General features: G+C 64.1%; 9 protein-coding genes. 5 read left to right on the top strand and 4 right to left on the bottom strand.

Annotated features, from left to right (window positions below; translation table 11 throughout):
• Nucleotides 1–16 precede the first annotated feature (16 nt).
• Entirely contained in the window at nt 17–1300 is a 1284-nt protein-coding gene (locus KF757_06355; protein MBX3322595.1) for a hypothetical protein, read from the top strand.
• A 15-nt stretch (nt 1301–1315) separates the two neighbouring features.
• On the opposite strand, the gene KF757_06350 is transcribed toward KF757_06355, so the two are convergent.
• Nucleotides 1316–3580 (bottom strand): hypothetical protein, encoded by a 2265-nt coding sequence (locus KF757_06350; GenBank protein ID MBX3322594.1) that lies wholly within the window; start codon nt 3578–3580, stop codon nt 1316–1318.
• A 387-nt stretch (nt 3581–3967) separates the two neighbouring features.
• On the opposite strand from KF757_06350, the gene KF757_06345 reads away from it, so the two are divergent.
• A complete protein-coding gene (locus KF757_06345; GenBank protein ID MBX3322593.1) occupies nt 3968–4756 on the top strand; it encodes a hypothetical protein in 789 nt (262 codons plus the stop codon).
• Between the two features lie 137 nt (nt 4757–4893).
• Here KF757_06345 and infC read toward each other — a convergent pair whose 3' ends face one another.
• Nucleotides 4894–5622: a translation initiation factor IF-3 gene (gene infC, locus KF757_06340; protein ID MBX3322592.1), complete on the bottom strand. Its 729-nt coding sequence runs from the start codon at nt 5620–5622 to the stop codon at nt 4894–4896.
• 407 nt (nt 5623–6029) lie between these two features.
• Entirely contained in the window at nt 6030–7559 is a 1530-nt protein-coding gene (locus KF757_06335; GenBank protein ID MBX3322591.1) for a hypothetical protein, read from the bottom strand.
• A gap of 190 nt (nt 7560–7749) precedes the next feature.
• Here KF757_06335 and KF757_06330 point away from each other — a divergent pair, with 190 nt between their 5' ends.
• The 3 genes from KF757_06330 to rsmG are packed head-to-tail and all read left to right on the top strand — an operon-like array spanning nt 7750 to nt 12144.
• Nucleotides 7750–10083 carry a penicillin-binding protein 2 gene (locus KF757_06330; protein MBX3322590.1) on the top strand — a complete coding sequence of 778 codons (2334 nt, stop codon included), beginning with the start codon at nt 7750–7752 and terminating at the stop codon, nt 10081–10083.
• Nucleotides 10083–11393: an FtsW/RodA/SpoVE family cell cycle protein gene (locus KF757_06325; GenBank protein MBX3322589.1), complete on the top strand. Its 1311-nt coding sequence runs from the start codon at nt 10083–10085 to the stop codon at nt 11391–11393. Before KF757_06330 ends, KF757_06325 begins: the two co-directional genes overlap by 1 nt.
• A 4-nt stretch (nt 11394–11397) precedes the next feature.
• The gene (rsmG, locus tag KF757_06320) at nt 11398–12144 is read left to right on the top strand and encodes a 16S rRNA (guanine(527)-N(7))-methyltransferase RsmG (GenBank protein ID MBX3322588.1); all 747 of its coding nucleotides are present in this window, start codon (nt 11398–11400) and stop codon (nt 12142–12144) included.
• A 98-nt stretch (nt 12145–12242) separates the two neighbouring features.
• Here the strand turns inward: rsmG and KF757_06315 are convergent, their stop codons facing one another.
• Nucleotides 12243–12518 (bottom strand): hypothetical protein, encoded by a 276-nt coding sequence (locus KF757_06315; protein ID MBX3322587.1) that lies wholly within the window; start codon nt 12516–12518, stop codon nt 12243–12245.
• Nucleotides 12519–12595 lie beyond the last annotated feature (77 nt).

Here is a 12595-nt window from a genome sequence, read left to right as displayed (position 1 = left end):
AGAGATGGAGATATTGATGCACAGGTTCCGGGGATTTTTTGATCGTGTGGGTGGGGTGCTGCTTGCATTTGCTTGTATTCTGTCGGCACCGGTGACTGCTGCTCCGCCCGAAGATGGCGATTGGATCGTGGTCGCTCGCAACTTCGGCTCCATCATCGCGGTGGATCCGGCTACGGGGCTCGTCCGTTCGACGATCTCGGGGCCGGACCTGTTCGACCCGGAGGGCGGCGTCGTGGGCGATGGACCTTCGATCGCAGGCTCATTCGAGACGCGACTACTGCAACTGCCCGGCAGTCGCGACCTTCTCGTCCGCGCGGTGACTTCTCCATCGACCTTCGGCCTGTACCGCATCGACATTGACTCGGGTAACCGCACGCTGCTTCCGGGCACTGTCGGCAATTCGTGGTCGGAGATCGGCGTCATGATCCCCGAATCGGCCACCACGCTCATCGCGCTGAGCGACAACTTCAACGCGCTCGGCGGCTCGATGTCGCGCGTCATCCGCTACAACGTCACGACGGGCCAGACAACGGTTCTCGCCAGCCAGACTGTCGGCAGCGGGCCCAACATCCGCAAGGCCCGCGGCGGGGCGCTCATCGGGCCCAGCACGCTCGTCGTCGCTGAGAGCGGCCTGGGCGACGGCGTCAGCACCGGACGCGGGCTCTTCTCGATCAACCTCGACACCGGCGACCGCGCGTTCCTCAGTCGCCTCTCTGCCAAGCCGTTCACGCGGCAGGTCTGGGTAGATGGGGTCAATCAGGGTTCGCAGGTCTTTGGCGACGGCAACGGCGACTTCGGCGGCGGCAGCGGGCCCGTGATGACCACCAACTGCCGCAGCGTGATGGTGCTGGGCGGGCGCATCCTCGTCGGCTATTCGATTCAGTTGGGGCCTGATGCCTACGACGGCGGCATCATGGAGATCGACCCACTCAGCGGCGACCGCAGGCTCATCGTCGGCCGCGCGTTTGATGACAACGGGCTGGCCGATACCGTGCTGACTCGATTGCCGACCAACGCACAGACCGTGTTCTTTGACGACGCGACCGGCATCAAGCCTGTCGGCGACTTCGACATCGGGCTGGTCAACGTCTTCGGCGACAGCCACGTCTTCCGCTACGGTCTGACGACGGGCCGACTGGACATCGTTGCCGATCTCGACGGCGCGCCGCAGGACCTGATCCTGACCGACCTGCTGATCTATCGCAAGCCCGCCTGCACCGCCGACATCAACGGCGACGGCCTCATCGACTTCTTCGACGTACAGGCGTATCTGAATGCGTACAGCCAGGGGTGTGAGTGAGGTTCACGGGAAGAATCACGCAATCAGATCGATGACCTGAAGATCTTTCCAGCGTCGCTTCAACTTTAAGACACCCGCGCTCGATACCTGTGTGTCAGTGAGATTGATAATTTCCAGTCTCATGATCGGGCACTTCGGACTGACCAGCGCATCAATGCCGGCGTCGGTCATCTGAGTTCCATGGAGATCGAGGACTCGCAAGGATTTCAGTGAGGAATCGGGGTCAGCGATACTCCTGAGTCCTGCGTCCCCGATCGCGCATGAGCGCAGATGAAGTACTTTGAGCCCAGTGAGCGCACTCGAACGGCTCGCAAAGCTCTCCAACGTGTCATCCGATGCTTCGGTATGACTCAAGTCGAGTTCGCTGAGCGATGTCAAACCGGTGTCGCCCCAGGCCAACCATGAAAGACCTGCGCTGCTGATCGTTTCGCTCTGCAGATTGAGCCGTTCCACGCGCGCCCAATCATCTGGCATCAGATCCTCATCTTCAAGAATCTCCAGCGACTCGCGTACCGCGCGTTCGATGATCGCGCGGTCGGCGTCCATAATCGCCATCCTCGCGCGGCGAAAACTGTGCTTGCGCTGGCGGCCGGGGCGCGGGGCTGGAAGGTCGGCCTCGTCGTCTTCGGCATCACTCTCGGGCGCTTCGCCCCCGGGTTCATCGCTCCCGGTATCTTCTTCAAACGCCTCGTCATCGCTCACATCGTCCTGCACTTCGTCGCGCGTCGATGCCGCATCAATGCCGATGTCTTCTTCCTGACCATATCCCTCAGGCCGCAGCGCCAGAAACTCGGCAAACCCCTTTCGCACGCGGTCATCGAGCAACCACTTGCGTCCAAACTCCTCGCGTAATAGCCGATCGAGCGGCGGCACCGCATTGAGATCCTCGATCATTTCGGCCCCGGCGAGCAGCACCTGATCGTGCGTATCGATCGTCGATCCATCCCTTGGCCTGCCGAACTCGTCAGTGTCGGCCTGGCGCTTGTCGAGCTTGCGCAGCAGAAGATACAGTCTCCGAACGCCCTCGGCAGCGATGCGTCCGCGCAGTGGCGGATCCTGCGCCAGCCGATCAAGCAGGTCCGGCTTGCCCAGGTGTCGGGCGGTCTGTTCGAGAAGGCACAAGCCCATGAACAGGCCTCGGGCCTTTTCCGTTTCCGGCGAGAGCAGTTCGAGCAGCGCCGGCGGAGCCAGTCGCGATTCGACGATCACCGCGTTGATCCGCCGCTTGAGCGTTCTCGGGTTGCGGTCGCTGCTGTCTCGCAGCGCCGCGTAGAGTCGCTTGAACACGTCGTGCTCGGCCGTCGACACCACGTCGGCCAGACGCTCATGGATCACCGCGTGGGCGAAACGCTGGAACTGCTCGTCGCGCAGCCGCAGCGGGTACGGCAACTGCACCAGCTTGTCGAGATAAATCTTCTCCGCTGCGTGAGGTACGCCGTCGTCGTCGCCCCCCCGGATGCTGCGTGTCTGTTCGACGATGTATGGCCGCAGAGTGTCGGGGTTGAGCGAAAGAAAGAACACGAACCCGGGCTGAGCCAGCGCGAGCTTGATGCCGCGCAGCACGCCGAAGGCATCAGCAGCGGCACACCGATCCATATCGTCGATGAACACGACCACACGCGGCACTTCGCTCACGGTACTGCGCTGCACCGTGCCCAGCAGCGTCTCCTCGGCGCGCAGCGATCGCAGCGCGGCCATGGTCGCCGATTCGCTCACATGCTTCTTCCACGCCCGGCTGTCGGTGTTCTGCTGCTCGCTGATGAGTTTCTCGTATCGGTCGAGCACGTCGCCGATTTTGATCTGAGTCCCCGCTACTCCGACCGACAGGCCGTGCGCCGCCGAACGGGCCGCGGCACGGGTGGCGGTGTGCAGCGACCGCAGCCAGCCGATGCTCATCTCCTTCATGGCACCGCGCATGGTCTGGAGTTCTTTGAGCCGCAGAGATACCGCGTCGTGAATCGCCTCGGTCAGGTGCGCCAGAGGCTCGGCCTCGCGTTCATACTGCCAGGCATTGAAGAAGACGGTGACGATCAGCGGGTAGAGGCGCGGGCCGTTGTGACCTTCGCCGCTGCGGGCTTCGAGCATCGCACGCACGCGATGCAGCAGGCTGGTCTTGCCCGTGCCCCAGTTGCCATACACCCCGACGGTGAACGGACCGCGTGTGCCCAGGGCCAGTTCGGCCAGCAGTCGGGCGTCGGCATCGCGCCCAAGGTCATCGGGACCGGTGCCCTCGATCGGTTCATCGCTGAGCAGCAGCAGGGGATCGAGGCGATCGGACATAGGTTGAATACGGTAGGTCGCGGGTAGGGCTCGTGTGAAACTCGAATTTCCGTTCGGCACCGAAATGCTTACTACTCCATTTCCCCGACCAGTCACAGGCTCGCCGGTGCGCAGCACGAGGATTTGCCGGTCCGACGGGTCCTTGGGCCATAACTCCCGCACGCCATGCGAACGCGCATCAAGGGTATTGACACGAGGGTAAGTTTCTGGTACCGTGCGCGCCATAGGAGTGGTCTCGATCTCGTTCGAGACCCGGAGCAGACAACGCGTCGGACTTTTCGCTCGTTCAACAGTGGTTCGTGAGCACAGCGCAGGCGTTTGCGCGATCGTTGCGGCCGGACGAACGAACGGAAACACCGAGCCAGTTCAGACAAAAGGAAAACAGCTGTGCAGATCAAACTTGCGGTTGGCGCGATCAGTGTGTGCGGAACGATGCTCGTGTCGGCAGCGTCGGGCAATCCGGTCCTTCATAGCGATGCTGTCGCCATCGACACCTGGAGTCAGGTGCTCGATTTCGATTCCACCTTCACCAACGACAACCAGATCTTCACTTCTCTCAACACCGGGCTCAACCAGAACGCCAGCATCACCTCGTCGCTCTCCTACGGCGGCTGGGTCGGTCAGGGGACATCGCTGCACAACACCTCCTACACACCTGCCAACCCCGGCCTGAGCGGCGTCTTCTTCGGGCACACCGCCGTCAACATCAACTTCGTGAATGTCACCGGCACCGCAAGTCCGTGGGCCGAGTACGCCGGTGCTGCAACCTACGGCTGGGTCCAGTTCAGCGTCAGCCAGCCCACCGCGTGGTCCATTTCCGGCACGGCCGTCGGCACGACCAATGCCGCCTCCAGCGGCTGGAGCGAAGCCTTCCACCATATCAGGCTCTACGACTGGTTCAACAACTCCTACCTCCTCAACACCAGCACGCTCGCGCTCAATGGCGTCGGAAACTACACCGACAACTTCAGTTACGGAGGCGTGCTCGCGCCGGGACTCTACACCTACGACTACCGCAGCTGGGCCCAGCACGGCGGATGGGACAACTCGCCCACCGTCCTGGGCAATACGTCGGCGACTCTGCTGATCAACCTCTCGCTCACAAAGGTCCCCGCACCGGGATCGGCTGGGGCGTGCGTTGTCGCTCTGGGTCTGGTCGCACGCCGTCGGCGCTGAAGTCGCATCACGACGGACGCATCAGGTCGCCCTGAAAACGATCGACACGAAAAAGGAAGCCCGCTCGGGCTTCCTCTGGGTGGGGCTGGCGTTGTTGATGAAGCGCTCGGCACCAGGGCCACAGCATTCTCATGCGCTCATGATTCGCCGAGCAGATCTGAAATCTCCTCATCGACGGGATTGAACGAGCGATCGTCGGCCGGGCCTTTCTTCTTGCGAGGCTGATCCTGATCGTCCTCCTCGTCGCGAGCGTCGGCTTCGAGTTCGGCATCGAGCTCGGCCTGGTGCTGCGCCTCGAGGGCACGCAGTTCTTCCTCTTCCTTGGCCAGCTGCTCCTTGGTCATTTTGCGCCTGACCGCCTCGACCTTGTGCTTGTCGGGCGCGAGGATGATGCTCGCCTGCTTGCCCATCCAGCGCGGCGCGACCTCGATCTTGGCCACGTCCGACAGGTCCTGACAGATCGCCGCCAGTCGCTGGATGCCGATCTCCTTGTGCGCCATCTCGCGCCCGCGGAAGCGCTGCGTGATCTGCACTTTGTGCCCGGCCATCAGGAATCGGCGCGACTGATCCACGCGGATCTGCACGTCGTGCGGGTCAATCTTGACCGAACGCCCGAGGCGGATTTCCTTCATCTCGGTCGTCTTGGACGACGCGCGGCTCTTCTGCTGCTTCTTCGACAGCTCGTACTTGTGCTTGCCGTAATCCATGATCTTGCAGACGGGCGGACGCACATCGGGCGAGATCTCCACGAGATCAAGCCCCTGCTCCTGCGCCATCTTGAGCGCTTCGTGAGTTTCGAGCACCCCGATCTGTTCGTTGTCGGGCCCGATCACACGCACCGGGCTGATCCGGATCATGTGGTTCATGCGGGTCCGCTGCACGGGACCGGCCGGTCGGAAGAACTTTCTGCCGTTGATGATGAAATCTCCTTGTTCAGGACACGACGGCGCCGCAAGCGCCGAAAACAACCGCTACAGGAAACACTCCTGCGCGGACTTGAACTCCATTCTGGATCGGGAAGCACGCGATCATGGGCATGCCGAGGGGTTGCTGCCGCCGAAAGCCCGACTCTCGTCGGTGCGGTGCTCGTGCGGTGATGTCCAATGATCGGTGTTCATACGTGCGTTGAAGCCGGTGCTCGATTCGCCGATCACTCGGCCGCCTGAAAATCCGTAAGGTCCGTCAGAGCGGAACCTTGGGGGATCATACACCCCGCCCATTCAATCTACCTCAAGTTCGGCCCAAAGGCAAGCCGAACTTTGACAAACCAGACCTACGCCGGACGGATCCCACGATACAACTGCTGAACCCGCTCGACTTCCTGCCTGCGGCAGTTGTCAAGCACCAGTTTAGGGATTCGCCACGAACCGTCCTCCGCCGTCACGTTCGAACAATGTTCGTTCAGGCAGCGGTACAGGAACTTGAGCGCATCGCGGGGCTGGTGCATCTGATCGAGGGCGTCTACCAGATCCTGCCGCGTCACATCTTCCGCGAACAGATCCAGGAGCGAAATCGGGGGCAGGTCGGTCGGGCGGCAGGCGTTGAGGCGGGCGTTGCACAGGTCGTAGAGCATCGCCCCGGTCCACGAGAGCCGCTCGATGAAACTCTGCTTGTCGAGCCGGGCTTCCTGAAAGAACGCGCTCGACTCTTTGAACAGCGCGTAGCGCAGCTCGATCGGCAGGAGCATCTTGAGCCCCATGCGCTCCTGCTGGAGGAACTTGTTGTTGAGCATGGGCCAGATGATCGACTGCATGCGCTGCGTGTCGCCATTGATCAGCGTCGGCTCGTCCACCCGATCGACCAGCACCAGAATCCCCGAGAAACCCAGCGATTCGAGCGCCCGATGCAACGAGGCGAGCAGGGCGTAGCGTGACGCTTCGTTGTCATCATGGGAAATCTGCGCGCGCACAGCAAGCGGCAGTTGCGCCAGACTCGCCGCATACGAAGACTCTTCGCGGGGCAGTGCCCGACGGTGTTTACGCACCCGTCGCGCGAGCCTCAGAACCCGAAACCGGTTCCAGAACAGCAGTTTGAGCGCAGCCAGGAGATACAGCACCCCGAACCCGAGCGCGGCATACGCGGCAATCGTCTTGAGTTGCTCATCCAGTTCGGCAAAGAGCACGGCTCCAGCGAGCGCCACACTCGGCACCCACCCAAACAGGAGGATGGTGGTCCGAAGTACACTGCTCATGGCCCCGCCAACTCTGAGCGCGCGACGCAGGCGGCTGGTGCGGTGCCCGTCCGTGTCTCTCTGGTCGTACAGGGCCTGGAGAATGCGGAACTCGTTCTTTACCGCAGGGGGAAACGACCGTGCGGTGCGTGCGACTTCGGGGCCAAGGGCGTTGATCGATTCTGTGCGCGCGGCTCCAGTCAGCGTGTCGGTCAGTTCCGTGACGGCCAGAGCAAGTATCGCGTCAAGGTGGTCGATCAGGCGAACGGCGCGGAGGGAGGCTGCGGGATCATTCCCCCCCATTCTGGAGTGGATTTGTTCGAGGAACGGGTTGAGATCGTCGTAGGAGACAAGAAAGGTCTGGTGGCTGGGGTGCTGGGCGTTCTGGGCGCGGACGCGGTGGACGATCTGGAGGCGGATCGCGGTTTTGCCGCTGCCTTTTTCACCAAAGACGATGGACGTACTGGGTCGGGAAAGTTCCCCGAGAATCTTCTCGAAGTCGGAGTGGGTGGATGGCGGGGCTCCGGCAGTCTCGAACCCAATGCGGGCAAAGACGGAGTCGTGGCGTGCTTCCTCTCCCCTGAAGGGGTTTTCGGTGAGGTTCCAGTGGTTGAAGAAGTTTGCGACGTTCATCGACCTGGGGTGCCTCGGGGAAAGCCGGCTCACGGCATGGTAGACCATGCGCTCACGGGGTGCGGCGACTCGACGCGGGAGTTGTGGAGAACGCGACGTTCGTACCGATTGAGTCTCTAGAGTTGTTGGGAATCGGGCACAGGTTGTGCCAGTCCGGGGCATCATGGCGAATACAGGATTCATCCCGAGCATGTTTCACCGTCGCCTGGCGTTGCTGTTCATGGCCTCGATCGGTGCGGCGACGGTGCTGAGTGCTCAGACGGCGAGGCTGACGCTGGTCAAGGGCGAAGAATTGCGGGCCGAGGCCAAGTCGAGGCTGCTCAAGCACTCGTGGATTCCGACGACGCGCGGGCGCATTCTCGATCGAACGGGTCGCGTGCTGGCGGCCGATCGCCCGAGTTACGCTCTGGCGGTGTCGTATGCGGTCCTCAGCGGCGAGTGGGCGCGGTCGCAGGCGGTGGCGCAGGCGCGCATCGACAATGTGGATCGGTGGGATCTGCTCGGCGCCAGCGAGCGCGAGCGTTTGACCGATGCAGCCCAGGCCCAGTTCGAGCAGCATGTGTCGGCGATGTGGAACGACATCGCGGCCCAGTGCGGGATCGAGCGGAGCGTGCTCGACGCGGCGGCGGCGGCGGCGGTCGCACGGGTCGATCGCATGCATGAGCAACTGGTCGAGGGTCGCATCGCCAGCGCGGTCGATGAATACCGCGTGAGCGGCCGGGTGCTCGATGAGCGTGCTGTCGCGGACATCCGGCGGCGGGCCCTGGCACCGATCGCCGAGCAGAAGTCGGCGCATGTGATCGTGCGCGATCTTCCCGACGACCTTGGCTTTCGGTTTCTGCGGCTGGCCGAGCAGGATGTGCCGGTGCTCAGCCGCAACGGAACGCAGGAGCGCCGTGTGCCTCGACTACCCGGGCTCGAGGTGATCGATGTCTCGGATCGGACGTACCCGTTTGATCGCGTGGCGGTGGACATCGGGCTTTCGACACTGCCCGAGCCGATCCGAGGCGATGGCAGCGTGAGTATTGACGCGACCGGGGTCGGATGGCATCTTCTGGGGCGGGTGCGAGCTAAGCCGACGCGTGAGGAGATCGCGGCTCGGGAGGCGGCGTTGAGTTCCGATCTGTCGCTGCGTGCCCAGTCGGTGACGAGCGGGGGGGTTGATCGCGGGCGTTACTTCCCGAACGACGCGGTGGGCATCGCGGGCATCGAAAGTGCGCGCGAGCATCGGCTGCGCGGGCTGCGGGGCCTGCGGACGATTCATCTGGACACAGGGCTGGTCGATGAACTGGCGCCATCGCCAGGTGATGATGTGTATCTGACGATCGATGTGATGCTCCAGGCGCGGATTCAGGCGCTGATGGATCCGGCGGTGGGGCTGGCGCAGGTGCAGCCGTGGCACGCCAACACCGAGTTACCGATCGGGACGCCGCTGTATGGCGCGGCGGTGGTGCTTGACATTGATCGGGCCGAGGTGCTGGCGATGGTGTCCACGCCGCACGTGCCGCGCGAGGGGATGTGGTTCGATGATGCGGCGGCCAACGAGCGATTTATCGCGATCAACGCGCCGTATGTGAACCGTGCGATTGCCAAGCCGTATCCTCCGGGTTCGATCGCCAAGGCGATGATGCTGGTGGGGGCGAGCACGATGGGGCGGGCGGATCTGGATCATGGCATCGCCTGCACAGGCCACCTGCTGCCCAATCAGCCGACGCTGTTTCGCTGCTGGATCTACAAGCACTACAACGCGACGCACAGCCCCGACGGCCATGGGCTCAAGGCACCCGAAGCCTTGCAGCGGTCGTGCAATATCTATTTCTACACGCTGGGCCAGCGGATGGGGCCTCGGGGGGTGACGAGCGTGTATGAGCAGTTCGGCGTGGGCACGGCGCCGGGACTGGGTGCCGGGCCCGAGTGGCCGGGGAGCATCGGCACGATGTCGGCGGGCGGCGGGTCGGTCGATGCGTCGAGGCTTGGGATTCAGGACGCGATCCTGATGGGCATCGGGCAGGGGCCTGTGACATGGACGCCGCTGCACGCGGCCGATGCGTACGCGACCCTGGCGCGGGCGGGCTACCGCATTGCGCCGAGGCTGATTGCCAATGAAGGTTCGTCCGATCCGGTGGATCTGGGGCTGAACCGGCGCAGTGTGGCCGAGGCTCTCGAAGGCCTGTCGCTGTCGGTGAATCATCAGAACGGCACCGGGCATCATCTGACGTACGTGGCCAACGGCATCAGTCGCCGCGAGCCGATCTTCAACATGCCCGGCGTCGATGTCTGGGGCAAGACGGGCACGGCGACGGCACCCGACGTGCGCTACGACCCCGATGGCGACGGGCCGATGCCCGCCGAGATTGTGCGCACGGGCGATCATTCGTGGTTCGTGGTGCTGGTGGGCCCGAAGGGTCAGGGGCCGCGCTATGCGATCGCGGTGGTGATGGATTACGCGGGCAGCGGCGGGCGGGTGAGCGGGCCGATCACGAACCAGATCCTGTGGGCTCTGCGGGCCGAGGGGTATCTGTAATGGTGCGGCTCGACGCCGAGCACGGCCTGCACGCGCTGACGAGTCTGATCAAGGGCTCATCGTCATCGCGTGACACGGTGATTCAGAGTGTGCGGCTGATCAATGCGTCGTGGCTGTGCGTGCTTGCGGGTGTGGCGCTGTCGATGCTTGGGGTGGCGTCGATCGATGTAGCGCAGAATCTTTCGGGCGGGGCGGATCTGGCCAGCGAGGCGTGGCGGCAGATTGTCTTCGTCACGATCGGCATGCTCGCTGCGACGGTGGTCGCGCTTCCGCACTATCGCGTGCTGGGTCTGCTGTCGTGGGTGGGCATGGCGGTGGTGCTGGGCCTGCTGGTGTTTCTGCTGCTGCCGTTCGTGCCCGCGTCGATCGTCACGCCGCGCAACGGGGCCCGCGGCTGGATCAACCTGGGCTTTACCGACTTTCAGCCGGCGGAACTGGCCAAGATCGCGTATGTGCTGGTGGTTGCTCGCTATCTTCGCTTTCGCACGCAGCATCGGCAGTTTCGCGGGCTGATCGTGCCGGGGCTGCTGACGATCCCGCCTGCGGGGCTCATCACGCTTCAGCCCGACCTGGGCACGGCGATTCTGTTTGTGCCGTCGCTGGCGGGCATGCTGATCGCGGCGGGCGCGAGGCTGCGGCATCTGGTGCTCATTCTGGTGCTGACGGTGGCGACGGCGCCGCTGCTGTATCCGCTGCTTCAGCCGCACCAGAAGACGCGGCTGATCGCGATGGCTCAGCAGGTCAGCGGCGACCGTTCGAGCGAGCAGGACATCAACTTCCAGAGTTTCCGCGCCCAGACGCTCATCGGGGCCGGGCAGGCCAGCGGGCTGGGCGAGTCGCAGGCGCGGGCGATCGTGCATTACAACCGTCTGCCCGAGCGGCACAACGACATGATCTACGCGGTGATCGTGGCGCGCTTCGGGCTCGTCGGCGGGGCCGCGGTGATCGGGCTGTACCTGCTCTGGATCGCGGGGGCGCTGCTGGTCTCGGCTTCGTGCCGCGAGCCGTTCGGGCGGATTGTGTGCGTGGGCTTTGCGGGCTTCATCACGGCGCAGATGATCATCAACATCGGCATGAACGTCGGCCTGCTGCCGATCATCGGCATCACCCTACCGTTTGTGAGTTACGGCGGGTCGAGCATGGTCACGACCTGGCTGATGACGGGGCTGATCGTCAATGTGGCGCTGCACCGCCCGCGTCCGCCGTACCGCGATTCGTTTGAATACGCTGATGATGATGAAGAACTCTTCTACGCCACGCGGCCCTATGGACGCAGCGCCGGATTCAGCGGGCGGGCCCTTACGCGCTGAGATCGTGTTTCCGCCGGCGGCCCGGCCGCTGGTGCCTACCGAGCGGTTCGTCCAGCTTGCGGCCGAGGCGGGCATTGTCTTCGAGCCGGGCGAGGTCGAACGCCTCGGGCAATACCTGGGGCTGCTGCTGGCGGCCAGCGCGATGGTGAACCTGACGGCGGTGCGCGACCCGGCCGAGGCGTGGGAGAAACTGATCTTTGATGCGCTGACGCTGCTGCCGCTGCTGGCCGAACTGCCCGATGGTGCGCGGGTGATCGATGTCGGCTCGGGCGGCGGGCTGCCCGGTGTGCCGCTGGCGATCGTCCTGCCGCATCTTCGGTTCACGCTGCTCGACGCCACCGGCAAGAAGGCAGCGTTCCTGCGGCACGCGGCGGCCGAACTCGGGCTGGCCAACGTGAGCGTGGTCCACGATCGGGCCGAGACGTATGGGCAATCAAACGGGCCCGGCGGCGCGGGAGCGGGGCGGGCGGCGTTCGATGCGGTGCTGGCCCGCGCGGTGGGGAAAGTGGCGATGCTGGCCGAACTGACGGTGCCGCTGGCGGCGGTGGGCGGGCAGGTGCTGCTGACCAAGGGCGAGCGGGCCGAAGAAGAACTGGCCGAGGCCCGCAAAGCGCTGCACGCGCTATGCGTAAGCGTCGGCGGCGTCATTCAAACCCCGACCGGCCGCATCGTGGTGCTCGACAAGTCCCGCCCGACGCCGGGCAAGTACCCAAGAGCCAGCGGCGAACCGAAACGCAAGCCGCTGGGCTGACGAGAGCGGCAGCGAGCAGCACCGCCCGTGCCGTTCGATCCATGTCCCCGATCGGAACAGCTCTGAGCGGTCGGTGTGCCTTTCCTGCCTCTCACCAGTCAACCAGGTCCTCGATCGGAACGACGCGCAGCGGTCGGCGTGCCTTGATGACGCTCGAACCGTGAGTCAGCAGCAATCACGACGAGGGCAGGGAGGACGTGCGCGTGCGGCGAAACGGAGCGGGTCATGATCCCGGCTCCTGAACGCATGCTCTCGATGTTCGGCGTCAGGTGTCCCAGACCTGGAGTCGTGAGCGCAGCCTTCGGTCTCATGAGTCCGGCTTTGCGACTCTTGAGCGCAGTCTTCGGACTCAAGCGCCCGGCTCCGGGAGTCATGAGCGCAGCCTTCGGGCTCATGAGTCGGGCTTTCGGTTACGCCCCCCCCGATATTGGTTGACGGGCCGAAAATCCGC

This window comes from Phycisphaeraceae bacterium (assembly GCA_019636795.1).
Taxonomy (GTDB): Bacteria; Planctomycetota; Phycisphaerae; order Phycisphaerales; family UBA1924; genus JAHBWW01.
Note: the sequence above shows the minus strand (reverse complement) of the source record. Positions and strands in the feature narration are given on the sequence as shown.

Coding starts and splice junctions, on each gene's coding strand:
- KF757_06355 (MBX3322595.1), top strand. CDS start 17: ATGCACAGGTTCCGGGGATTTTTTGATCGTGTGGGTGGGGTGCTGCTT.
- KF757_06350 (MBX3322594.1), bottom strand. CDS start 3,580: ATGTCCGATCGCCTCGATCCCCTGCTGCTGCTCAGCGATGAACCGATC.
- infC (MBX3322592.1), bottom strand. CDS start 5,622: ATGAACCACATGATCCGGATCAGCCCGGTGCGTGTGATCGGGCCCGAC.
- KF757_06335 (MBX3322591.1), bottom strand. CDS start 7,559: ATGAACGTCGCAAACTTCTTCAACCACTGGAACCTCACCGAAAACCCC.
- KF757_06330 (MBX3322590.1), top strand. CDS start 7,750: ATGTTTCACCGTCGCCTGGCGTTGCTGTTCATGGCCTCGATCGGTGCG.
- KF757_06325 (MBX3322589.1), top strand. CDS start 10,083: ATGGTGCGGCTCGACGCCGAGCACGGCCTGCACGCGCTGACGAGTCTG.
- KF757_06315 (MBX3322587.1), bottom strand. CDS start 12,518: ATGACTCCCGGAGCCGGGCGCTTGAGTCCGAAGACTGCGCTCAAGAGT.